This window comes from Lysobacter firmicutimachus (genome assembly GCF_037027445.1).
Taxonomy (GTDB): Bacteria; Pseudomonadota; Gammaproteobacteria; order Xanthomonadales; family Xanthomonadaceae; genus Lysobacter; species Lysobacter firmicutimachus.
Map to the genome: position 1 here is coordinate 2,382,811 of NZ_JBANDL010000002.1, position 24,175 is coordinate 2,406,985.

The 24,175-nt window shown below is 69.9% G+C and carries 19 protein-coding genes; 16 read left to right on the forward strand and 3 right to left on the reverse strand.

From position 1 onward, the window contains the following. Positions 1–87: 87 nt before the first annotated feature. Entirely contained in the window at positions 88–489 is a 402-nt protein-coding gene (fur, locus tag V2J18_RS10650; protein WP_064749231.1) for a ferric iron uptake transcriptional regulator, read from the forward strand. Between the two features lie 226 nt (positions 490–715). Here fur and recN read toward each other — a convergent pair whose 3' ends face one another. Continuing rightward, positions 716–2,398 carry a DNA repair protein RecN gene (gene recN / locus V2J18_RS10655; protein WP_064749230.1) on the reverse strand — a complete coding sequence of 561 codons (1,683 nt, stop codon included), beginning with the start codon at positions 2,396–2,398 and terminating at the stop codon, positions 716–718. Between the two features lie 266 nt (positions 2,399–2,664). On the opposite strand from recN, the gene hrcA reads away from it, so the two are divergent. The 15 genes from hrcA to recJ all read left to right on the forward strand — a co-directional run bounded on the left by hrcA (position 2,665) and on the right by recJ (position 22,215). After that, positions 2,665–3,744: a heat-inducible transcriptional repressor HrcA gene (gene hrcA / locus V2J18_RS10660; RefSeq protein WP_336131759.1), complete on the forward strand. Its 1,080-nt coding sequence runs from the start codon at positions 2,665–2,667 to the stop codon at positions 3,742–3,744. 287 nt (positions 3,745–4,031) lie between these two features. Further along, positions 4,032–4,547 (forward strand): nucleotide exchange factor GrpE, encoded by a 516-nt coding sequence (gene grpE / locus V2J18_RS10665; protein WP_064746747.1) that lies wholly within the window; start codon positions 4,032–4,034, stop codon positions 4,545–4,547. Positions 4,548–4,709: 162 nt separating this feature from the next. Further along, entirely contained in the window at positions 4,710–6,626 is a 1,917-nt protein-coding gene (dnaK, locus tag V2J18_RS10670; RefSeq protein ID WP_064746746.1) for a molecular chaperone DnaK, read from the forward strand. Positions 6,627–6,746: 120 nt separating this feature from the next. Continuing rightward, the gene (dnaJ, locus tag V2J18_RS10675; RefSeq protein ID WP_064746745.1) at positions 6,747–7,877 is read left to right on the forward strand and encodes a molecular chaperone DnaJ; all 1,131 of its coding nucleotides are present in this window, start codon (positions 6,747–6,749) and stop codon (positions 7,875–7,877) included. A 603-nt stretch (positions 7,878–8,480) separates the two neighbouring features. Next, positions 8,481–8,855 carry a hypothetical protein gene (locus tag V2J18_RS10680; protein WP_336131760.1) on the forward strand — a complete coding sequence of 125 codons (375 nt, stop codon included), beginning with the start codon at positions 8,481–8,483 and terminating at the stop codon, positions 8,853–8,855. A 394-nt stretch (positions 8,856–9,249) separates the two neighbouring features. Then, on the forward strand, positions 9,250–11,184 hold the full coding sequence (locus tag V2J18_RS10685) for a DUF3857 domain-containing transglutaminase family protein (RefSeq protein ID WP_336131761.1): 1,935 nt from the start codon (positions 9,250–9,252) through the stop codon (positions 11,182–11,184). A 51-nt stretch (positions 11,185–11,235) separates the two neighbouring features. Then, the gene (dapB, locus tag V2J18_RS10690; protein WP_075574993.1) at positions 11,236–11,961 is read left to right on the forward strand and encodes a 4-hydroxy-tetrahydrodipicolinate reductase; all 726 of its coding nucleotides are present in this window, start codon (positions 11,236–11,238) and stop codon (positions 11,959–11,961) included. 118 nt (positions 11,962–12,079) lie between these two features. Then, the gene (locus V2J18_RS10695; RefSeq protein WP_336131762.1) at positions 12,080–13,015 is read left to right on the forward strand and encodes a zinc metalloprotease; all 936 of its coding nucleotides are present in this window, start codon (positions 12,080–12,082) and stop codon (positions 13,013–13,015) included. A gap of 417 nt (positions 13,016–13,432) precedes the next feature. After that, entirely contained in the window at positions 13,433–14,557 is a 1,125-nt protein-coding gene (gene carA / locus V2J18_RS10700) for a glutamine-hydrolyzing carbamoyl-phosphate synthase small subunit (protein ID WP_336131763.1), read from the forward strand. Then, positions 14,554–15,132, forward strand: coding sequence for a YdeI/OmpD-associated family protein (locus V2J18_RS10705; protein WP_336131764.1), 579 nt, complete (start codon positions 14,554–14,556; stop codon positions 15,130–15,132). The genes carA and V2J18_RS10705 overlap by 4 nt, the downstream gene beginning before the upstream one ends. Next, positions 15,129–15,575 carry a DUF6973 domain-containing protein gene (locus tag V2J18_RS10710; protein WP_087960669.1) on the forward strand — a complete coding sequence of 149 codons (447 nt, stop codon included), beginning with the start codon at positions 15,129–15,131 and terminating at the stop codon, positions 15,573–15,575. Before V2J18_RS10705 ends, V2J18_RS10710 begins: the two co-directional genes overlap by 4 nt. 7 nt (positions 15,576–15,582) lie before the next feature. Next, positions 15,583–18,828, forward strand: coding sequence for a carbamoyl-phosphate synthase large subunit (carB, locus tag V2J18_RS10715; protein WP_336131765.1), 3,246 nt, complete (start codon positions 15,583–15,585; stop codon positions 18,826–18,828). 228 nt (positions 18,829–19,056) lie between these two features. After that, positions 19,057–19,533, forward strand: coding sequence for a transcription elongation factor GreA (greA, locus tag V2J18_RS10720; RefSeq protein WP_336131766.1), 477 nt, complete (start codon positions 19,057–19,059; stop codon positions 19,531–19,533). A 16-nt stretch (positions 19,534–19,549) separates the two neighbouring features. After that, a complete protein-coding gene (locus tag V2J18_RS10725) occupies positions 19,550–20,500 on the forward strand; it encodes a hypothetical protein (protein ID WP_064746735.1) in 951 nt (316 codons plus the stop codon). Further along, the gene (recJ, locus tag V2J18_RS10730) at positions 20,497–22,215 is read left to right on the forward strand and encodes a single-stranded-DNA-specific exonuclease RecJ (RefSeq protein WP_336131767.1); all 1,719 of its coding nucleotides are present in this window, start codon (positions 20,497–20,499) and stop codon (positions 22,213–22,215) included. The genes V2J18_RS10725 and recJ overlap by 4 nt, the downstream gene beginning before the upstream one ends. A 93-nt stretch (positions 22,216–22,308) precedes the next feature. Here recJ and V2J18_RS10735 read toward each other — a convergent pair whose 3' ends face one another. Next, complete coding sequence (locus V2J18_RS10735; RefSeq protein WP_336131768.1) at positions 22,309–22,683, reverse strand: VOC family protein; 375 nt, start codon at positions 22,681–22,683, stop codon at positions 22,309–22,311. A 283-nt stretch (positions 22,684–22,966) separates the two neighbouring features. After that, on the reverse strand, positions 22,967–24,130 hold the full coding sequence (locus V2J18_RS10740) for a hypothetical protein (RefSeq protein WP_336131769.1): 1,164 nt from the start codon (positions 24,128–24,130) through the stop codon (positions 22,967–22,969). Positions 24,131–24,175 lie beyond the last annotated feature (45 nt).

The following is a 24,175-nucleotide window of genomic DNA, read 5'->3' on the forward strand; positions in this document are numbered from 1 at the left end:
CTCAACGCGCAGGCGCTTGCGGCCAGGCCCGCCGGTCAATACCCGGGCCCGCGCCGCCGGGCCGCAACGATCGCAAGGAACACCGCCATGGAATCGCAAGACCTGCGCAACGCCGGACTCAAGGTCACTCACCCGCGGATGCGGATCCTGGAGCTGCTGGAGCAGTCCAAGCCGCGCCACATGACCGCCGAAGACATCTATCGGATGCTGCTGGAGAAGGGCGAGGACATCGGCCTGGCCACGGTCTACCGCGTGCTGACCCAGTTCGAATCCGCCGGCCTGGTGCTGAAGCACAATTTCGAGGCCGGCCAGTCGGTCTACGAACTGGACCGCGGCCACCACCACGACCACATGGTCGACATCGATACCGGCAAGATCATCGAGTTCGAAAGCGCCGAGATCGAGGAACTGCAGCGCAAGATCGCGGCCAAGCACGGCTACGAGATCGAGGAGCATTCCTTGGTGTTGTATGTGCGCAAGAAGCGGTGATTGGGGATTGGGGATTCGGGATTCGGGATTGGTTAGAGCGGCTCTGCGCCGTTTGATCGCGCCCCGTTCTTGGCCGTGACGGTCGATTCCAGAAGCCGGTAAACGAAAGGCCCGCTTGATGCGGGCCTTTGTATTTTGGGGTGACGGTGGGGCGAAGTGCCGACGGACGCCAGCGACTCCGCTTTTGCCGATTCCGAACCCCGAATCCCGAATCCCAATCCCGGCCTCACCCCACATCCGCCAGCAAGCGCCGCGCGGCCGCGCGGACTTCCTTGCTGAGTTCGATGCCGCCGAGCATACGGGCGAGTTCTTCTTCGCGCTGCTTGGCGCCGAGGACGACCACGGCGCTTTGGGTGACGCCTTCGCTGGCGGCCTTGCTGACCCGGTAGTGGGCGTGGCCCTGGGCGGCGACCTGGGCCAGGTGGGTGACGCACAGGACCTGGCGGCCGGCGCCGAGGGTGCGCAGTTTCTGGCCGACGATCTCGGCCACGGCGCCGCCGATGCCGGAGTCGACTTCGTCGAAGACCATGGTCGGCACCGCGTCCAGGCCGAACGCGGCGACTTCGATCGCCAGCGAGATGCGCGAGAGTTCGCCGCCGGAGGCGACCTTGCGCAGCGGCCGGGCCGGTTGGCCGGGGTTGGCCGCGACCATGAATTCGACCCGTTCGCCGCCCTGCGGGTCGGGGCGGTCTTCGTCCAGCGGTTCGACCGCGACGTCGAAGCGGCCGCCGCCCATGCCGAGCTCGCCGATCAGCTCGGTGGTGCGCGCGCCTAGCGAGCGGGCGGCCTCGCGCCGGGCCTGGCCGAGCGCGTCGGCGGCGCGGCGCCAGCCGGCGCGGGCGGCGTCGATTTCGCCGTCGAGGCGGTCCAGGCGTTCGCCGGCGCCGCGCAGTTGTTCCAGTTCGGCGGCGAGGCCGTCGCGGGTCGCGGCCAGCCGCTCCGGCGCGACCCGGTGCTTGCGCGCCAGCTCGTGCAGCCGGCCCATCTTGTGTTCGATCTGTTCGAACTCCGACGGGTCCAGGTCGAGGTCGTCGCGGACCCGGTCGAGCAGGGACACCGCTTCGTCGATCTGGATCGCGGCCTGGTCGAGCATGGTCTCGACCTCGCCCAGGCGCGGTTCGTGCTCGCTCATGCGCTGCAGTTCGCCGCGCACCTGCTGCAGGGTGCGGGTCAGCGACGGGCCTTCCTCGCCGCCGAGGCGGGCGAAGGCGCTTTCGCAGGCGGCGATCAGGCCGGCGGCGTGGGCGTGGCGGCGGTGATCGGCGAGCAGCTTGGCCAGGGCGTCGGGTTCCAGCGCCTCGCGCTCGAGTTCGGCGTACTGGTGCTCGAGCCAGCCGATGCGGTCGCTGACGTCGCCCTGGGCCAGCAGGGTCTCGCGCTCGCGCAGCAGCGCGCTCCAGGCGCGCGCGGCGCGCTCGACCGGTTCGCGCTGGGCTTCGCAGCGGCCGTAGGCGTCGAGCAGGCCGAGCTGGCTGGCCTTGGACATCAGCGCCTGATGCTCGTGCTGGCCGTGGATCTCCACCAGGTGCGCGGCGAGCTCGCCGAGCTGGCCCAGGGTGACCGGGCGGCCGTTGATCCAGGCCCGCGAGCCGCCGTCGGCGCGGATCACCCGGCGGATCTGGCACACCGCGACGTCGCCGTCGCCGGTTTCGTCGAGTTCGTTGTCGCGCAGCCACTGCGCGGCTTGCGGCGCGTCGTCGAGGGTGAAGTCGGCGACCAGTTCGGCGCGGTCGGCGCCGTGGCGGACCACGCCGCTGTCGGCGCGCAGCCCCGACAGCAGGCCGAGCGCGTCGACCAGCAGCGACTTGCCGGCGCCGGTCTCGCCGGAAATGACGGTGAGCCCCGGACCGAAGCTGAGTTCGGCGGCGCTGACGACGGCGAATTGCTTGAGCGAGAGATGGGCGAGCATGCGGCGGCGATTGTGCCCTGACGGCCGGCGGCCTGGGAATGGGAGACGGTCAGCGTCGCAGGGTAGGGGAAGGGGGGCTCACTGGGTGAGATTGGGATTGGGGATTGGGGATTCGGGATTGGCAAAAGCGGTCTCGCCGCGACGGCTGTTGTTCCAGGGAGGGGAGCCGGGATCTCTACAACAGCCTTCGCTTTTGCCAATCCCGAATCCCGAATCCCCAATCCCCGCCCCTTGCACCTACCGGCCGCGACGCCTATATCGACACCATGAACCGCCGATCGTCCGAACCCGTTCTAGACCCGCGTGCGCGGCAGTTGCTGCGCACCCTGATCGGTCGCTACATCCACAGCGGCGAGCCGGTCGGGTCGCAGACCCTGGCCCGGCATGCCGGCCTGGACGTCAGTCCGGCGACGATCCGCAACATCCTCGCCGACCTGGAGGAGGCCGGGTTGCTGAGCGCGGCGCATGCCTCGGCCGGGCGGGTGCCGACCGCGCAAGGCTATCGGCTGTTCGTCGATTCTTTATTGCAGGTGCGGCCGTTGCCGGAGGGCGAGGTCGCGCGGCTGCGCAGCGAGCTGCCGGCCGGCTCGGGCACCCAGGCCCTGCTCGGCAGCGCCTCGGAACTGCTGTCGGCGATGACTCATTTCGTCGGCGTGGTCAGCGTGCCCAAGCGCGAGCAGTTCGCGTTCCGGCGCATCGATTTCGTGCCGCTGGACGCGCAGAGGGTGCTGGCGATCCTGGTGTTCGCCGACCAGGACGTGCAGAACCGCATCATTCAGACCCGCCGCCCCTACGACGGCGGCGAGCTGGAGCGGGTCAGCAACTATCTCAATACCCATTTCGCCGGCCGGCCGGTGGCCGAGATCCGCGCCACCCTGGTGCACGAGCTGCGCCATGCCCAGACCGAGATGCAGGCCTTGCTGACGCAATCGGTGGAGCTGGCCGAGCAGGTGTTGGCCCCGGACGGCGACGACATGGTCCTGGCCGGGCAGACCCGGCTGATGGGCCTGCAGGAGCTGGCCGACCTGGACCGGCTGCGCGAGCTGTTCGAGGCCTTCGCCCGCAAGCGCGAGATCCTGCAATTGCTGGAGCGCACCGTGCGCGCGCCCGGGGTGCGGATCTTCATCGGCGAGGAAACCGGGCTGGCGCCGCTGGAAGGGGTGTCGCTGGTGACCGCGCCGTACACCGCCGGCGGCCGGGTGCTGGGGGTGCTGGGGGTGATCGGCCCGACCCGCATGGCCTACGACCGGATCATCCCGGTGGTGCAGGCCGCCGCCGATGCGCTCGGCGACGCGTTCCAGCCCGGAGAGGGCGGCGAGCCCCCGCAGCCCCACGATCTCTCATAGTCGCGGCGTGAGCCGGGCCCGCCGCGGATAGCCGCGACGCGAGCCGCGACCGAGACCCCTCGCCGTGCGCCCGAGGCGGCCCGGGGCCGAAGCCAAAACCCCCGGCTTTTCTCAATGGGAATAGCGCGGGCGACGGGGTTGCGGACCGGCCGAACGGACCGCGCGGCCGTTCACGAAACCCGCGACTCGACGCCGATGGCGGCCGATCGATGCAGATCCCGGCACTTGAATGCCGCCGCGCCGGCCCCATTGCTGCCCCTGTCGCGGATGGACCGCCAGGAACCAGCATGAACCCACACGATCTGAACCCCGAATCGACCCAGGCCGCCCAGGACGAGGCGCCGGCCGGCGAGGTGCCCGAACTCGACGCCCTGCGCAACGAGTTGAGCAAGCTGCGCGAGGATTCGCTGCGCGAGCGCGCCGAGCTGGACAACCAGCGCAAGCGCGTGGCGCGCGACATCGAGATGGCGCGCAAGTTCGCCAACGAGCGCCTGCTGGGCGAGCTGCTGCCGGTGATCGACAGCCTGGAGGCCGGCCTGGCCGCCGCCGGCGAGGACAGCGGCGCGCTGCGCCAGGGCATGGAGCTGACCCTGCGGCAATTGCTCAAGGTCGCCGCCGACAACGGCCTGGTCGCGGTCGATCCGACCGGCCAGCCGTTCAATCCCGAACACCATCAGGCCATGAGCCTGGTGCCGGCGCCGGGCGTGGCGCCGAACCACGTGGTTCAGGTCTACCAGAAGGGCTGGCTGCTCAACGAGCGCCTGCTGCGTCCGGCCCTGGTGGTGGTCAGCCAGGACGCCTGAGAACGGCGTCCGGGTATCGGCGAAGGGCCGGTACCCGGACCGACGGGGCAGGGCACGGGCGCTTGAACTGCCCGGCACCGGGCCCCAGATAGCGAACATCGGCGGCCGGCGCGCACCGCGCCCCGCCCCTTAAATTCCAAGCATTCGAGAGGGAGCACAGCAATGGGCAAGATCATCGGCATCGACCTGGGCACGACCAATTCCTGCGTCGCGATCATGGAAGGCGGCAAGGCCAAGGTCATCGAAAATTCCGAAGGCGACCGCACCACTCCGTCGATCGTCGCCTTCACCAAGGACGGCGAAGTCCTGGTCGGCGCCTCGGCCAAGCGCCAGGCGGTGACCAATCCGAAGAACACTTTCTACGCGGTCAAGCGCCTGATCGGCCGCAAGATGACCGACGCCGAAGTGCAGAAGGACCTCGGCCTGGTGCCGTACGCGATCGTCCCGCACGACAACGGCGACGCCTGGGTCGCGACCCAGGACGGCAAGAAGATGGCGCCGCAGCAGATCTCCGCCGAAGTGCTGGGCAAGATGAAGAAGACCGCCGAAGCCTACCTGGGCGAGCCGGTCACCGAAGCGGTCATCACCGTGCCGGCCTACTTCAACGACAGCCAGCGCCAGGCGACCAAGGACGCCGGCAAGATCGCCGGCCTGGAAGTCAAGCGCATCATCAACGAGCCGACCGCGGCCGCGCTGGCCTACGGCATGGACAAGAAGGGCGGCGACCGCAAGGTGGCCGTGTACGACCTCGGTGGCGGCACCTTCGACGTGTCGATCATCGAGATCGCCTCGGTCGACGGCGAGATGCAGGTCGAAGTGCTGTCGACCAACGGCGACACCTTCCTCGGCGGCGAAGACTTCGACAAGCGCGTCATCGACTACTTGGTCGACGAGTTCCAGAAGGACCAGGGCATCGACCTGCGCAAGGACCCGCTGGCCCTGCAACGCCTGAAGGACGCGGCCGAGCGCGCCAAGATCGAGCTGTCGTCCTCGCAGCAGACCGAAGTCAACCTGCCGTACGTGACCGCCGACGCCTCGGGCCCGAAGCACCTCAACATCAAGCTGACCCGCGCCAAGCTGGAGTCGCTGGTCGAGGACCTGGTCAAGAAGACCATCGAGCCCTGCCGCATCGCCCTGAACGACGCCGGCCTGCGCGCCAGCGACATCAGCGAGGTGATCCTGGTCGGCGGCCAGACCCGCATGCCCAAGGTCGGCCAGGCGGTGGCCGAGTTCTTCGGCAAGGAGCCGCGCAAGGACGTCAACCCGGACGAAGCCGTCGCCGTCGGCGCGGCGATCCAGGGCGGCGTCATGGCCGGCGACGTCAAGGACGTGCTGCTGCTCGACGTGACCCCGCTGTCGCTGGGCATCGAAACCCTGGGCGGCGTGTTCACCAAGATCATCGAGAAGAACACCACCATCCCGACCAAGGCCTCGCAGACCTTCTCCACCGCCGAGGACAACCAGTCGGCCGTGACCGTGCACGTGCTGCAGGGCGAGCGCGAGCAGGCCCGCTACAACAAGTCGCTGGCCCGCTTCGACCTGTCCGGCATCGAGCCGGCGCCGCGCGGCATGCCGCAGGTCGAGGTGTCCTTCGACATCGACGCCAACGGCATCCTGCACGTCAGCGCCAAGGACAAGAAGACCAACAAGGAACAGAAGGTCGAGATCAAGGCCGGCTCGGGCCTGTCCGAGGAAGAGATCGCCAAGATGGTCGCCGACGCCGAGGCCAACCGCGAGGAAGACCAGAAGTTCCATGAGCTGGTGCAGGCCCGCAACCACGCCGACGCGTTGATCCACAGCGCCCGCAGCGCGATCAAGGAGCACGGCGAGAAGCTGCCGGGCGAGGCGATCGGCCGCGCCGAGTCGGCCATCGCCGAGCTGGAGACGGCGATGAAGGGCGACGACAAGGCCCAGATCGAGGCCAAGTCGCGCGCCCTGGAAGAGGCCGCGCAGTCGCTGTTCGCCGCCGCCGGCGCCGGCCATGCCGACGCCCCGGCCGGCGACGCCGGCGCCTCCTCGGCCAAGTCCGACGACGTGGTCGATGCGGAGTTCACCGAAGTGAAGGACGACAAGAAGTAAGCCGGGATTCGGGATCAGGGATTCGGGATTGGAAGGCCAGGCTTTCCGTCCCGGGTCCCTTTTCCGGTCATAGGTTCCTGCTCTAGCTAATCCCCAATCCCGAACCCCCGATCCCAGCCCATGAGCAAACGCGATTACTACGAAGTGCTGGGCGTTGCGCGCAACGCCGGCGACGACGACCTGAAGAAGGCCTATCGCCGCTGCGCGATGAAATTCCATCCGGACCGCAATCCGGGCGACAAGGCGGCCGAGGCCTCGTTCAAGGAGTGCAAGGAGGCTTACGAAGTCCTGTCGGACGCGAACAAGCGCCGCGCCTACGATCAGCACGGCCATGCCGCGTTCGAGCACGGCATGGGCGGCGGCGCCGGCGGCCCCGGTTTCGCCGACATGGGCGATATTTTCGGCGACATCTTCGGCAACATCTTCGGCGGTGCCGGCGGCGGCCAACGCGGTCCGCGCCGCGGCGCCGACATCGGCTATGTGATGGAGCTGACCCTGGAAGAAGCGGTCGGCGGCGTCGAGAAGCAGATCGAAATCCCGACCCTGGACGAGTGCGAGACCTGCAAGGGCTCGGGCTCGGCCGACGGCAAGATCGAGACCTGCAGCACCTGCAACGGCCGCGGCCAGGTGCGGTTCCAGCGCGGCATCTTCTCGATGCAACAGGCCTGCCCGCATTGCAACGGTCGCGGCCAGACCATCGCCAATCCCTGCGGCGACTGCCACGGCCAGGGCCGGGTCGAGCGCACCAAGACCCTGCAGGTCAAGATTCCCGCCGGCGTCGACAACGGCGACCGCATCCGCCTGACCGGCGAAGGCGAGGCCGGCCCGGCCGGCTCGCCGCCCGGCGACCTGTACGTGGAAGTGCGCGTGCGCGAGCACGAGATCTTCCAGCGCGAAGGCGACGACCTGCACTGCGAGGTGCCGATCCGCATTTCCCAGGCCGCGCTCGGCGATTCGATCCGGGTCCCGACCCTGGACGGCGAAGTCGAGCTGCGCATTCCGGCCGAGACCCAGAGCGGCAAGCTGTTCCGCCTGCGCGACAAGGGCGTCAAGTCGGTGCGCAGCCGCCGCCCGGGCGATCTGTACTGCCGCGTGGTGGTGGAGACGCCGGTCAACCTCACTCCCGAGCAGCGCGAGCTGCTGGAGAAGTTCGAGGCCACCTTCGTCGGCGACGGCGCGCGCAGGCATTCGCCGCGTTCTTCGACCTTCCTCGACGGGGTCAAGGGTTTCTGGGACCGGATGACGTCCTGAGCCGGGCGGCGCTGCGCCGTCCGCTCGCCGCTGTCGAGGAAAGGGCCGCTCATGCGGCCCTGTCTTAGTTCGAGGTTCGCGGCGCTCGCTGCGGCAGCGTCGGTTCGGCCGCCGGCGAGGGCTCGAAGGCGCACGGCACGGCCGTGCCTGCGACTCGAAGGGGTGCGCCCGGCCGGCCTTTTGTTGCGGCGTTTGCGCTGCTGGGCAGGCGCGGTTGCGGGCACCGCGCGAACGGCGCGCGATCGCGCAGCGCCCGCGAGTCGGCGTCTGCGAACTCGGAAGCGCGACCGGCCGGTCCTTCGCTTTATCTGGCGGCTTCCGTGCGCCGGCGAACCTGGCGGCGGCGATGTGCTAGAACGCAGGGCGGCAGCGGAGGCTCCGCTGCGCAACGCCTCAGCGAATGTCCGTCGCCGCGTTTCACCGACATGGAGTCCCGCATGCCCCTGCGCCCGGCAACATCGACCCCGACCCCGACCCCGAGATCGCAGCCGACGCTCGCGCGCTGCGCGCTGCGCGCTGCGCGCGGCCGCCTGCCTGCTGGTCTTAGGTGTCGCCGCGCCGGCCGTAGCCGGCGCGGGCTGCAGCGGCGCCACGCCGACGGCGGTGGCGCAGTCCTTCTATCGTTTGCACTACCTGTTCTGGGACCAGGCGCCGCAGCGCCTGGGCGACGTCGTCGCCGCGCCCTTGTTGGCGTTGCTGCGCAGCGAGCATGCCTGCCGCGACGGTGGCGAGCTGTGCGCGATCGACGCCGATCCCTGGCTCGGCGCGCAAGACGGCGAGGCCGCGAACCCGCGCTTCGAGGCGGAGGGCAGGGATCGCGTGCGCGTGGCCTATCGCTTCGACCTGGGCGAGGAACGCAGCGAGCGCAGCGCGCAACTGCTGTTCGTGCAAGAACGCGGCTGCTGGCGCGTCGCCGACCTGATCTCGCCCGGCGGCGGTTCGCTGCGCCGGGCGCTGGCGCAGTTCCACCGGCCTTGAGCAGGGGGCGCGGAAGCGAAAGCAACAGCAAAGGCAAGTCCCCTGGCCCCTTTTAAAAAAGGGGGGAGCGGCCGAAGCGTTGTGGAGGAACGGCAGGGCGTCGCCGCTTCCTGTAGGAGCGGCGTAAGCCGCGACCCGGGACGCGCAGCGCCGTCGGACGCCTTGCCACCGATCGAAACCGCGTCCTCGGGGTAGGAGCGAGGTCCCGCGGGAATGTCCTTCGGTCGCAAGCCGCGACCGCGACCCCAGGCCGCCGATTCAATGTGCCTCGATCCGTCATCGTTCGCGACCGCTTGCGGCGTCGCGGCGATGTGGTAGAACAGGCGCGCCGCCATCGCGGCGCGGTGCGCGGACGCGGTCCGGCGCCGTCTTTCAGGGAAACGGGGACGAAAGGATGCCTACCATCGTGTTGCGGCTGTCGGCCGCGATCGCATTGAGCCTGCTGGCCGCTGCCGCCGGCGCACAAACGACCCAGAATCCAGCGCCCGCCGCGTCCGCGCAGGCGCCGAAGGCCAAGGCCGCCGAAGCCGAGCCGATGCGGATCGAGCGCCTGCACGTCGATTACCGCGTCGAACCCAACGGCGCCTATGCCGAACGCCGGGAGATGGCGGTGAAGGTGCTGGAGGAGCGCGCGGTCGAGTCGGCCAAGCACCGCTCGATCGGCTACAGCGCCAGCCTGCAGCGCCTGGACGTGATCGCCGCCTACACCCAGAAGGCCGACGGACGCCGGGTCGAGGTGCCCAAGTCGAACTATCAGGTCGAGACCAACGAAGGGCGCGCCGGCGGCGGCCCGGCGTTTTCCGACCAGGCCACGACCAGCGTGGTGTTCCCCGACGTCGCGGTCGGCGACACGGTGGTACTCGATTACCGCCTGACCGCGACCCAGCCGATGTTCGACGGGCATTTTTCCGAAATCGAAAGTTTCGGCGGCAGCGAGCGTTACTACGGCGACGTGCGCGTGCGCATCGACGCTCCGGCGGCGATGACCGCGCAGGCGCGCGGTTTCGGCGGGCTGAAAACCGTGCGCGATGAGGTCGCCGGCGGCCGCCGCCTGATCGAGTGGAGCTACCAGAATCGCGAGCCGGTCGAGGACGAGACCAACGACTACTCGGTGTACCAGGTCGAGCGCTTCCCGGGGTTCGCGTTCTCGACCTTCCCGGGCTACGCCGACATCGCCCGGGCCTATGCCGCGCGGGCCTTGCCCAAGGCCGAGCCCAGCGCGCGCGTGCGCAAGCTGGCCGACGAGATCGCCGCCGGCAAGATCGCCCCGCGCGAGGTGGCTCAGGCGCTGTACGAATGGGTGTCGACCCAGATCAACTACGGCGGCAACTGCATCGGCCTGGGCGCGGTGGTGCCGCGCGATCAGGCCTTCGTGCTCGATAACCGCCTCGGCGATTGCAAAGACCACGCCACCCTGCTGCAGGCGCTGCTGTCGGCCAAGGGCATCGAATCGACCCAGGCCTTGATCAACGCCGGCAACGTCTACAGCCTGCCGTCGGTGCCGGTGGTGGCCAGCGTCAATCACGTGCTGAACTATCTGCCGGGGCTGGACCTGTACGTCGATGCGACCGCCAAGGGCATTCCCTTCGGCGAGCTGCCGGCGGTCGTCGCCGGCAAGCCGGTGCTGCGCATCGACCGGCCGGACCTGGCCGCGCGTACGCCGGGCTTTGCGCCGCTGCGCAACCGCCAGCGCATGGTCAGCCGGCTGGTCATCCTCGAGGACGGTTCGGTCAAGGGCCAGGTCGAGGTCGAGCTGGCCGGCCTGCCGGCGATCAGCAGCCGCGCCGGCCTGCGCGAACTCAGCGCCGAGGACGCCAAGGGCCTGGTCAAGAAGATGTTCCAGTCCAGCGGCCTCACCGCAGAAGGCAGCTTCACCCAGGACGACCCCAAGCCCTTGCGCGCCGAGCATCGCTACCGTGCCGAGTTCGAGGTCAAGGAAGCGATGCCGATGCCGGGTGCGTTCCCGCTCGGCCCCTTGTTCTTCAATCCGATGCCGGTGTCGGCGTTGACCGGCAGCGCCGGCGCCGATGCGCTGGACACCCTGACCGGCGACGGCACCTGCGGCGGCGGACGCTCGGAGGAGATCTACCGGATCGAGTTCCCGAAGACGGTCAAGGTCATCGCCGTGCCGCCGGACCTGAGCCTGCGCTCCGGCGATTCCAGCTACGTGGCGCGCTACAAGCTCGACGGCCAGGTGCTGGAGGCGAGCCGGGTGATCGAGGATGCGACCGCCGGTCCGGTGTGCAGCAACGAATACAACCGGACCTATCGCGATTTCGCGCGCAAAGTGCGGCCGAACCTGAAGGCGCAGGTGGTCTACCAGCAATGAAGCCCGCCGCTGCGCTTGCCGTTGCGGCGGCGCAGCCGGTAGCGTAAGCGCATGAGCGCACCCCTACGACTGTTGATTCACGGCGCCTCCGGGCGCATGGGCCAGGCCTTGTTGCGTCTGGCGGCCGAGCGCGACGACCTGCAGGTCGTCGCCGCCTTCTCGCGTTCGCAGCCGACCCAACGGGTGGTCGACGGGGTGCCGCAGTTCGCCTCCGCCGAGCTCGACGGCGCGCCGGAGTTCGACGTGGCGATCGATTTCAGCCTGCCGCAGGGCTTCGACCCGGTGTTGGCGTTGTGCGCGCGCCGCGGCAAGGCCTTGGTCTCGGGCACCACCGGCCTGAGCTCGGCCCAGAACGCGGCGATCAACGAGGCTGCCAGCGGCATCGCGGTGGTGTGGGCGGCCAACTACAGCCTTGGCGTGGCGGTGCTGACCGAACTGGTGCGGCGCGCCGCCGCTGCGTTGCCGGGCTGGGACTGCGACGTGATCGAGGCGCACCACACCCGCAAGCTCGACGCGCCCTCGGGCACGGCTTTGCACCTCGGCGCGGCGGCGGAGATCGGTCGCGGCGCGGCGCCGCATTACGCCAGCCTGCGCGCCGGCGACATCGTCGGCGAACATACGGTGCAGTTCGCCGCGGCCGGCGAACGCCTGGAGCTGATCCACCGCGCCACCAACCGCGACATCTTCGCTCGCGGCGCGCTGGAGGCGGCGCTGCGGGTGGCGCACCAGGCGCCAGGGCGCTACGGCCTGGCCGAGCTGATGTTTCCCAATCTGTGATGCCGCCCGCGCTCCGTGCCGGGCCTGCGGCGCGAATCGCACGGCCGGCGCGGCCGGCGCCGGAGCACAGTGAAAGCGCCGCGGACCCGCGGCGTTTTCACTTTTCGGGAGGCAGATCATGGGCAAGAACGGGATGTTCGCGGCCGGTGCTTTCGCCGCGTCGCTGCTGGTCGGGCCGGCCGCCGCCGGCGACGTCGAAACCGTGCTGGCCGGCGCCGACGGCTACCAGCGCCAGCCGCTGATCCAGATCGTCGACGAACACGGTTTCCAGCGCGAGGGCCTGCGCTGCGGCGCACCGGCGTCGACGCCGCAACGCCGGCGCGACGTCGAGCGCCGCCTGCAGCAACTGCGCGCCGCCTCGCCGTTGCGCAACGGCGCGTGGGGCGCGGGCGCCGCGAGCAAGACCGTGCCGGTCTGGTTCCACGTGGTCACCCGCACCGACAACACCGGCGACGTCAGCGACGCGCGCATCGCCCAGCAGATGCAGGTGCTCAACGCCGCCTACGCCGGGCGCGGCTTCCAGTTCGTCCTGGCCGGAGTGACGCGGACCAAGAACAACACCTGGTACGGCAACTGCCTCAGCAACGAGATGAAGATGAAGAACGCGCTGGCGGTGAACCCGGCGCGCAACGTCAACATCTACACCTGCAAGCCCGGCGGCTACCTGGGTTACGCCTATCTGCCCGACAGCTATCCCGAGTCGTCCAAGCGCCACGGCGTGGTCGTGCTGCATTCCTCGCTGCCGGGCGGCGCCTCGACCAACTACAACGAAGGCGACACCGTCACCCACGAGGTCGGCCATCACCTCGGCCTGGAGCACACTTTCGAGGGCGGTTGCAGCGAGCCGGGCGACTACGTGGCCGACACGCCGCCGCAGGCCGGCCCCAGCTCCGGCTGTCCGGTCGGCCGCGACAGTTGCCCGGGCGGCGGCCTGGACCCGATCACCAACTTCATGGATTACAGCTACGATTCGTGCATGAACACGTTCTCCGACGACCAGAGCATCCGCATGCAGGACCTGGTCGCGACCTACAAGCCCTCGCTGGGAACGTGAACGCCGTGGCACCGGCCGCCGGCCCGGGCCGCGCGGGCCCGGGCCTCCCCGGCTGAGCCGGCGAGGCGGCCGGCGCGGGCCGTCGCGAACCTCGCCGGAACGGGGCAGGGCGCAGCCGGGAGGGGTTTTTTTGGCCGGCCGCGCCGGCGTCGAGGTGGGCCGTATGGGCGCCCGCCGCGCGGCGGCCGGCGCGCGCAAGCGCCTGAACGGCGGTCGCGATCGGGCCGCGCCGAGGCCGGCCCGGGACGAATCCGGCTGCGCAAACGCTGGCGCCCGGAGGCCTTCGCCGCTACAATTCCGGCTCGCCTGAATCCCGAACGCCGGACCGGTCCAGCACCGCGTCCGCGCTTTGCTGCAACTTGCGTTCTGCCGCAGTCGCGCACGGGATCAGATCCTTCGGCAGCCAAGGCGACCCCCGTGACCCAACCCGCAATCCTCGCCCTCGAAGACGGAACCGTGTTCGAGGGCGTTTCCGTAGGCGCGCCCGGCCTCAGCGTCGGCGAAGTCGTATTCAACACCGCCATCACCGGCTACCAGGAAATCCTCACCGACCCCTCGTATGCGCGCCAGCTGGTGACGCTGACCTATCCGCACGTCGGCAACACCGGCTGCACGGACCAGGACGACGAGGCGCGCCAGGTCTGGGCCTCGGGCCTGATCGTGCGCGATGTGCCGCGCCGGCCGAGCAACTGGCGCAGCCAGGTCGCGCTGCCGCAGTGGCTGAGCGAGCGCGGCGTGGTCGCGATCGCCGACATCGACACCCGCAAGCTGACCCGCCTGCTGCGCGACACCGGCGCCCAGAACGGCGCGCTGATGGCGGGCGAGATCAATGTCGAGAAGGCGCTCGAAGCCGCGCGCAAGTTCCCCGGCCTGAAAGGCATGGACCTGGCCAAGGAAGTCTGCACCCGCGAGCGTTACGAATGGACCGCCGGCCAGCTCGACCTGGACCGCAACGCCTTCGTCGACGCGCCGCCGCGCTTCCATGTGGTCGCCTACGACTTCGGCGTCAAGCTCAACATCCTGCGCATGCTCGCCGAGCGCGGCTGCCGGGTCACCGTGGTGCCGGCGCAGACCCCGGCCGCCGAGGTGCTGGCGCTGAATCCGGACGGTGTGTTCCTGTCCAACGGCCCCGGCGACCCGGAGCCCTGCGATTACGCGATCGCCGCGATCAAGGAATTCGTCGCCCGCAAGATCCCGACCTTCGGCATCTGCCTGGGTCATCAGTTGCTCGGGCTGGCCTCCGGCGCCAAGACCCTGAAGATGAAGTTCGGCCACCACGGCGCCAACCACCCGGTCCAGGACCTGGACTCGGGCCGGGTCATGATCACCTCGCAGAACCACGGCTTCGCGGTCGACGAGGCCAGCCTGCCGGCCAACGTGCGGGTGACCCACCGCTCGCTGTTCGACGGCAGCAACCAGGGCATCGCCCTGACCGACGCACCGGCGTTCAGCTTCCAGGGCCACCCGGAAGCCAGCCCCGGCCCGCACGACGTGTCGCCGCTGTTCGACCGCTTCGTGCAGTCGATGGAACAGGCCGCATGAAAATCGCGCTGGTGCTGTCCCTCATGGTCTCGGCGCTGGTTGCGGCGCCGATGGCCATGGCGTGGGCGGTGCCGCCGAGCGATGCCCAGACCGCGCGCCTGATGGAGGTGCTCGGCTTCAAGGCGGCGATCGACAGGATTTTCGACGGGTATTTCACCCGCCACCCGAAGTACAGCCGCTACAAGCCGGCGCAGAAGGCCTGCGTGCGCGGGCTGCTGCAGCCGGTGCTGCAGGCGGACCAGCGGCGGGCGATGGCGGCCAGCATCGGCGACCAGCGGCATGTGCAGTACGTGCTGCGGTTCGCCGCTACCCCGGCCGGACGCAAGTTTTTCGCCCACGCGCGCCAGGCGCTGTTGGATTCGGTGCCGGCGGCCCTGCATTCGGACCCGGGGCTGGACACGTTCTTCGAGTCGCTGTCGCCTTCGGAACAGAAGCAGGTGCTGGCCTATCTCGACAGCCCGGCGGCCGAAGCGCTGGGCAAGGCGACGCCGTTCGCGGCGCCCTCCGCAACGGCCAAGCAATGGCTGCGCTTGCAGAGCCTGAGCCGCTGCGGGGTGGAGATGGTGCAACTGTGAGCGCGCTGGCCTCGCCGCCGTTGCGCCGACGCCGCTGGCGCCGGCCCGCGTTGGCGGTGCTGGCGCTGCTCGCCGCCTACCCGGCGTTCGTGCTGAGCGCGGTGTATGCGCAGTGGTTCGGCGCGAATCTGCCGGGCGGACGCAACGGCCCGGCGGATGCCTACCGGCACAGCCTGGCCAGCGCGGTCGTCGCCTACACCTTGTCGCCGCGCTGCGTGGACTGGGTCACGGCGGTGATGGAGCGGGGCGGCGAGGGCAACCCGAGCCGGGCGATGGACGCCCACAACAACCGGATCGGCGCGCGCCTCGGCGCCGCCGCTCCGACCTGGGCCGCGATGCAGCGCGAGGTTCGCGCCGCGGTCGACCACGGGGCGATCGATGCGCGATCGCCCGACCAGATCACCTGGCGCGTCCCCGAGACGTGGCAGGAACGACTTTACTGAGGATCACATGCCCAAGCGTACCGACATCAAAACCGTCCTGATCATCGGCGCCGGCCCGATCGTGATCGGACAGGCCTGCGAGTTCGACTACTCCGGCGCGCAGGCGTGCAAGGCGCTGCGCGACGAGGGCTACCGCGTGGTCCTGGTCAACTCCAACCCGGCCACGATCATGACCGACCCGAACATGGCCGACGCCGTGTACATCGAGCCGATCAACTGGCAGACGGTCGAGAAGATCATCGCCAAGGAACGGCCCGACGCGCTGCTGCCGACCATGGGCGGCCAGACCGCGCTCAACTGCGCGCTGGACCTGGCCGACCACGGCGTGCTGGAGAAGTACGGCGTCGAGCTGATCGGCGCCTCGCGCGAGGCGATCCGGATGGCCGAGGACCGCGAGCTGTTCCGCGTGGCGATGAAGGAAATCGGCCTGGAATGCCCCAAGGCCGAAGTCGCGCACACCCTGGAAGAAGCGCTCGACATCCAGACCCGGGTCGGCTACCCGACCATCATTCGTCCCTCGTTCACCCTCGGCGGCAGCGGCGGCGGCATCGCCTACAACCGCGAGGAGCTGATCGAGATCGTCAACCGCGGCCTGGAGCTGTCGCCGACCACCGAAGTGCTGGTCGAGGAATCGGTGCTGGGCTGGAAGGAATTCGAGATGGAAGTGGTCCGCGACAAGGCGGACAACTGCATCATCGTCTGTTCGATCGAGAACTTCGACGCGATGGGCGTGCACACCGGCGACTCGATCACCGTCGCCCCGGCGCAGACCCTGACCGACAAGGAGTACCAGCGCCTGCGCGACGCCTCGATCGCGGTGCTGCGCAAGATCGGCGTCGACACCGGCGGCTCCAACGTCCAGTTCGGCATCAACGCCAAGAATGGCCGCGTCGTGGTGATCGAGATGAACCCGCGCGTGTCGCGCTCCTCGGCGCTGGCGTCCAAGGCCACCGGCTTCCCGATCGCCAAGATCGCCGCCAAGCTCGCGGTCGGCTACACCCTGGACGAACTGCGCAACGAGATCACCGGCGGCGCCACCCCGGCCTCGTTCGAGCCGAGCATCGACTACGTCGTCACCAAGATCCCGCGCTTCGCGTTCGAGAAGTTCCCGCAGGCCGACGCGCGCCTGACCACGCAGATGAAGTCGGTCGGCGAAGTCATGGCGATGGGCCGCACCTTCCAGGAGTCGCTGCACAAGGCCCTGCGCGGCCTGGAGACCGGCAAGGTCGGCCTCGACCCGACCGGCCTGGACCTGGGCAGCGAGGACGACCTGGCCCGGCTCAAGCGCGAGCTCAAGGAGCCCGGCCCGGAGCGCATGTTCTACATCGGCGACGCGTTCCGCGCCGGCTTGAGCGTGGAAGACGTGCACGCGCTGTCGTTCGTCGATCCCTGGTTCCTGGACCAGATCGAAGAACTGATAGCAACCGAGCGCGAAGTCGCCGAGCAAGGCCTGGCCGCGCTCGACCAGGCGCGCATGCGCGCGCTCAAGCGCAAGGGTTTCTCCGACGCGCGCATCGCCCAGCTCACCGGCACCGACGAGACCGCGGTGCGCATCCTGCGCCGCGCGCTCAAGGTGCGCCCGGTGTACAAGCGCGTGGACAGCTGCGCGGCCGAGTTCGCCACCACCACCGCCTACATGTACTCGACCTATGAGGACGAGTGCGAGGCCGCGCCGACCGGCCGCGACAAGATCATCGTCCTCGGCGGCGGCCCCAACCGCATCGGCCAGGGCATCGAGTTCGACTACTGCTGCGTCCATGCCGCCCTGGCCCTGCGCGAGGACGGCTACGAGACCATCATGGTCAACTGCAACCCGGAGACCGTGTCGACCGACTACGACACCTCCGACCGCCTGTACTTCGAGCCGCTGACCCTGGAGGACGTGCTCGAGATCGCCGACCTGGAGAAGCCCAAGGGCGTGATCGTGCAGTACGGCGGCCAGACCCCGCTGAAGCTGGCGCGCGCGCTGGAAGCCAACGGCGTGCCGATCATCGGCACCACCCCGGACAGCATCGACCTGGCCGAGGACCGCGAGCGCTTCCAGAAGCTGGTGCAGGAACTGGGCCTGGCTCAGCCGCTCAACCGCACCGCGCGCAACCCCGACGAGGCCCTGGCCCTGGCCGGCCAGATCGGCTATCCGCTGGTGGTGCGTCCGAGCTACGTGCTCGGCGGCCGGGCGATGGAAATCGTCTACTCCGACACCGACCTGACCCGTTACATCCGCGACGCGGTCAAGGTCTCCAACGATTCGCCGGTGCTGCTGGACCGTTTCCTCGACAACGCGGTCGAAGTCGACGTCGACGTGATCGCCGACCGCGAGGGCCGGGTGCTGATCGGCGGGGTGATGGAGCACATCGAAGAGGCCGGCGTGCATTCGGGCGACTCGTCTTGCTCGCTGCCGCCGTACTCGCTGTCGCCGGCCACGCAGGAAAAGCTGCGCGCGCAGGTGGTGGCGCTGGCCAAGGCGCTCAAGGTGGTCGGGCTGATGAACACCCAGTTCGCGATCCAGACCGACGCCGACGGCAACGAGACCATCTTCCTGATCGAGGTCAACCCGCGCGCCTCGCGCACCGTGCCGTTCGTGTCCAAGGCCACCGGCATGGCCCTGGCCAAGATCGCCGCGCGCTGCATGGTCGGCCAGACCCTGACCTCGCAGGACGCGGTCGAAGAGATCGTGCCGGACTACTACTCGGTCAAGGAAGCGATCTTCCCGTTCGCCAAGTTCCAGGGCGTCGACCCGATCCTCGGCCCGGAAATGCGCTCGACCGGCGAAGTCATGGGCGTGGGCAAGAACTTCGGCGCGGCGATGGCGCGCGCCCAGGAGGCCGGCGGCATCAAGGCGCCGCCGGTCGGCAAGGTGTTCGTCTCGGTGCGCGACCCGGACAAGCAGCGCGTGCTGCCGGTGGTGCAGGAGCTGGTGCGCCGCGGCTACAGCCTGGTCGCCACCCGCGGCACCCAGGTCTTCCTGAGCGAGCACGGCGTGGCCTGCGAAGTGGTCAACAAGGTCACCGAAGGCCGTCCGCAAGTCGTCGACCTGATCAAGAACGGCGAGATCGTCTACATCATCAACACCACCGAAGGCCGCCAGGCGATCTCGGACTCGTTCTCGATCCGCCGCGAGGCCTTGCAGCAGCGGGTGACGTACTCGACCACCGTGTCGGGCGCGCGCGCCCTGGTCAACTCGCTCGACTACCGCGGCCAGGGCCCGGTGTGGTCGCTGCAGGAGCTGCACGCGCAGATCGGCGCGGCCTGAGCGAGGCCGCGACAGGGGCCGTTCGCCGGCGCGTCCGCGCCGGCGTACGCGCCACGGCGAAACGCCCTGCGGCCGGCCAGCCCGGCGCAGGGCCAGGCGCAAATCCCCGCGATCGGTCACACGTTCCACGCAGGCGCCCCGCAGCGGGGTGCCAAGCCGGCCTGTTCCCGGCACAATGCCGTTACAGTCACACACGATGGGCCGGCGGCGTCCGGCGAGAGGAAGGCAATGAGAGCACCCATGACCGCGAAGGGCGCGCAGCGTCTGCGCGCCGAGCTGGACGAACTCAAGACGGTCAAGCGGCCGGCGGTGATCAACGCGATCGCCGAAGCGCGCGCGCACGGCGACCTCAAGGAGAACGCCGAGTACCACGCCGCCCGCGAACAGCAGGGCTTCATCGAAGGCCGCATCAAGCAGCTCGAGGCCGAGCTGTCGCATGCCCAGATCATCGACATCAGCCAGCTCAACGCCGGTTCCAAGGTCGTGTTCGGCGCCACCGTCGAACTGGCCGACGTCGATACCGACGAGGAAAAGACCTACCAGATCGTCGGCGACCTGGAAGCCGACATCAAGCAGGGCCTGATCGCGATCTCCTCGCCGGTGGCGCGCGCCCTGATCGGCAAGAACGAAGGCGACAGCGTCGTCATCGAAGCGCCGGGCGGCACCCGCGAATACGAGATCGTCGGCGTCAGCTACCAGGGCTGAGCCCGACGCCGCGCGCATGAATTCCGTCACCGTCCTGTTGCCGGCGCGCGCGCGCTTCGGCGGCCAGCGTTTCGGCGAGGCCTTCGGCCGCCGCCTCGGCCGCGCCGACCGCAGCGTCGAGGCGGCCGATCAGGCCGCGCGCGCGTTCGACATCCTGCCGCGCGGCTGGCCGGTCGCGGCGGTGACCCGCCAGCGCGATGCCGGCGACGCCGCGCATGCGGCCTGGCTGCGCGCCGACCCGGCCTATGTGCGCCCGGACATCAACGGCGCGCGCCTGCTCGCCTACGGCCAGGCCCTGGCGCTGAGCGAACGCGACAGCGCCGCCTTGCTGCCGGCGCTGCGGCCCCTGTTCGGCGACGCCGGTTTTCCGATCGACGCGCCCAGCCCGAGCCGCTGGTACCTGTGCCTGCCGCGCGAGGCGCGCTTGCCGCGCTTCGCCTCGCCGGAGCAGGCGCTGGGCGAGGACCTGTTCCAGCACTTGCCCGAGGGCGACGGCGCCGAAGGCCGGCGCTGGCGCGGCCTGCTCAGCGAAGCGCAGGTGGTGCTGCACAATCATCCGCACAACGCTCAGCGTATCGCCGCCGGGCTGGCGCCGATCAATTCGCTGTGGTTCTGGGGCGCGGGCGTGCTGCCCGACCACGTGCGCAGCGATTACGCGGAAGTCTTCAGCGACGATGAAGCGCTGACCGCGTTCGGCGCGCTGGCCGGCGTGCGCGCCGAAGCGCTGCCGCCGCGATGGAGCGGCGGGGAGGGCGCCGGCCTGTTCGACCTGCGCGCGATGCGCGACCTGGCCCTGGTGCAGCGCGACTGGCTGGAGCCGATCGGGCAGGCGCTGGATGCCGGCGCCATCGACCGCGCCGTGTTGGGTTTCGCCGACGGCGAACGCTTCGAACTGGCGCGTTCGCAACGCTGGCGCTTCTGGCGCAAGCCGTTGCGCGCGTTGCTGGACGCCGAGCCGGCGCAATGAAGCCGGCTGCGCGTCTGCGTCGCCGCCCGCCGATCGGCGCGGGCGATTTTCCCGACAGCATTCCGCCGCTGCTGCAGCGCATCTACGCCGCGCGCGGCGCCACCGACGCGGCCCGCGCACAGCCCAAGCTGACCCAGCTGCTGCCGCCCGACGGACTGCTCGGGCTGGAACGGGCGACGCAGTTGCTGGCCGAGGCGATCGCGGTGCAGCGCCATATCCTGGTGGTCGGGGATTTCGACTGCGACGGCGCCACCGCCTGCGCGGTCGGCGTGCGCGGCCTGCGCATGCTCGGCGCGCAGCGCGTATCGCATGCGGTGCCGAACCGCATCGTGCACGGTTATGGGCTGTCGCCCGCGCTGGTTGAGGAACTGGCGTCGCTGCAACCCGACCTGCTGGTCACCGTCGACCATGGCATCGCCTGCCATGCCGGCATCGCCGCGGCGCGCGCGCGCGGCTGGCAGGTGCTGGTCACCGACCATCATCTGCCCGGCGAGCGCCTGCCCGAGGCCGACGCCATCGTCGACCCCAACCAGCCCGGCGACGGTTTCCCGAGCAAGATGCTGGCCGGCGTCGGGGTGATGTTCTACGTGCTGTTGGCGCTGCGGCGCCGCCTGCGCGAGGCTGGCGTCTTCGCCGACGGCAAGGGCCCGGACCTGAGCGCGCTGCTGGACCTGGTCGCGGTCGGCACGGTCGCCGACCTGGTGCCGCTGGACACCAACAACCGCGCCCTGGTCGCCGCCGGCCTGCGCCGCCTGCGCGCGGGCCAAGGCTGCGCCGGCCTGCGCGCGCTGATCGAGGTGTCGCAGCGCGATTACCGGCGGCTGACCGCGGCCGACATCGGCTACGCGGTGGGGCCGCGGCTCAATGCCGCCGGGCGACTGGAAGACATGGCGCTCGGCATCGAGTGCTTGCTTACCGACGATGCCCGCCAGGCGCGCGAGATCGCCGCCACCCTGAACGAGATCAACGCCGAACGCCGCGCGGTGCAGCAGCAGATGACCGACGAGGCGCAGGTCGCCTTCGCGCGCGTGGCCCTCGACGCCGACAGCGCGCCGCTGGCGGTATGCCTTTACGACGAGGACTGGCATCCCGGCGTGGTCGGCCTGGTCGCATCGAAGATGAAGGAGCGGCTGCACCGCCCCGCGATCGCGTTCGCCCCGGCCGAGCCCGGCAGCGACCAACTGCGCGGCTCGGCGCGCTCGATCCCGGGCTTCCATATCCGCGACGCGCTGGCCGACGTGGCCGCGTTGCATCCCGAACTGATCGAACGCTTCGGCGGCCACGCCATGGCCGCCGGCCTGTCGCTGCGGCGCGAGGCCTTCGACGCGTTCCGGGTAGCCTTTGAAGCCTGCGCGCAGCGCCTGCTGACCCCGGAACTGCTGCAGGCCGACATCCTCAGCGACGGCGAACTGCAACCGGCCGAGTTCGACCGTCGCCACGCCGAATGCCTGCGCGACGGCGGCCCCTGGGGCCAGGGCTTTCCAGAGCCGCAATTCGACGGCGAATTCGAAGTGCTGTCGTGGCGGGTGATCGGCGAGCGTCATCTCAAGCTCGAACTCGGCCGCGACGGCCTGCGGCTGAACGCGATCGAGTTCGGCGGCTGGGACGGCAACAAACCTCCGTCGTGGGTGCGGATCGCTTATCGGCTGGAGCCGGACGATTATCGCGGCGGCGAAGCGGTGCAGCTGGTCGTCACCCATCGCGAGGCGTTGTAAGTCTCCTCGAGGCCATGCTGCAGCCCCGCCGTGGCCGCACGCGCCAGCGACGAGCAGGCCGACGCGGATCGAAGGGCGCAGTCGCTACCCGCATCAGCGATCCCACTGGCACAGATGCAGCAGCACGCCGGACGGGTCGTGCACGAACACCACGCTGGCGCCGTAGTCCTGTCGGCGCGGCGGTTGCACTCGGGCCTGGGCGAAGTCGCCGTCGCGCAGGACCGCGGCGACGTGCGCGTGCCAGGCCGGTGCGTCGTCGACGGTGAGGTGCAGCATGGTGTTCTCGGCGATGTCCTTGCGGTAGTAATCCTGGATGTAGAAGTGCTGTTCTTCGCCCAGGCTTACCAGGGCCAACCCGCGGTCGACGTCGCGGGTGTCCCAGCCCAGCGCGGCGTAGAAGCGTTTGGACAGGGCGAAGTCCTGTGCCGGGATGAAGGGGCGCAGGTCCGAAGCGTTCAATGTGGGCACGATGGCCTCCATGCACGGGCGCGAAAAGCCGCATCGACGGATGCCGCCTGCATGCTGCGTTGCGACCGGGTCGCAGCGGATCGGATCGACGCAAGACGACGTTGGCCGAACCTACCGGCTATCGGGCACCCGATCAAGCACACTCCCTCCAAGCCGTTCTCCAAGCCATCTCCCTTTGAAAGGGGGCGGGGGATTTGCTCTCAAGTCTCGCACCGCGCCCCGCCGGCGCCCATGTTCGAGCCGAACGCCTCCGATCCGTCCGGCCCGCGCTTGCATCGCGGATTCATCCGCCGGCGCCGGCCAGCATGCGCAGGTTGCGCACCAACCCGCCAAGACGGTGCATGAAGTCCAGGCTGTATTGGTCCTGGGCCGCATGGATGTCGGCGCCGGCGCCATCGAGAAAGGCGCGCGCCAGGCTGCAATGCTGTTCGACCAACTCCGGGGCGGTCGCCGTAACCGGCGGCGCTGCGGCGAACCGTGCGGCGGCCGGAGCGGCCAACGGCGTCCCCAGCGAAGCGATCAGCGCCGCGCCGACCTGCGGTGTCGATGCCGGAGCGGTTTCGGACGGCATGCTCTCGTGCGGCCCGGCGGCCTGCTGTGCCGCATCGGAGGACGAGGTTGCGGGCGCCGCGCCGGCGCCGCGCGGTGCAACTTCGTCGGCCACCGCCGACGGTACGGTCTCGATCGCGAACGCTTGCAACGCGGCGGCGAGTCCGCTCTCGTCGCGCAGCGGTGGCGCATCGGCCGCCGCGGCCTGATCGGCGATGCGTATCTGCATCGGCCCGGAGAATTCGGGCATCGTGTCCTGGACCGCGCGCAGGCCGAAGCCGGCGTCGGATGCGCGCGGCGTTTCGGCCGCGAACGCCGCCGCGGTCGGGTCGAGCGGGGACAGCGGTTCGCCGGGATCGAACAAGTCCAGGCCAGTGCCGCCCACGCTATGGCCGGCGCCGGGAAACAGGCTCAGCGGGTCCAACGGCGTGTTGAGCAGCTCGGCCGGGTCCAGCCCGGCGCCGGCGCGTTCGTCCAGCGGCGATGCCGGCACGCCGGGCTCGTCGGCCGGGTAGGCGCGCAAGGGATTGTCGGCCGGGGCCGATGACGGCGGCGGTAGGGCCTCCGCCTCCGCGGCTTCCTTGGCCAGGCCCGTGTCTTCGACCATCAGCACGTGATCGCCGATTTCGATGATGTCGTGATCGGCGAGCGCCCGCTCGGCGCCGCATTCCAGCCAGCGGCCATTGACGACGACGAAACGCTGGCCCTCGTTGCGCAACCGCCATTCGCCGCGTCCGCGCGCCACGCTGGCCTGGCGTGGGGCGACGTTGCCGTCGACGGCGCTCAGGACCAGGTCGTTATCGGGCGCGGCGCCGAGAGTGCCGCCGTCGTGGTCGAACTGCACCGCTCGGTCGCTTTCGCAGGCCGTGCCGGGCCGGCCGATGAGGATCAATTTCATGACGAGACTCCAGGGGATGGGGCGGCGCTCGCGAGGCGAGGGCGC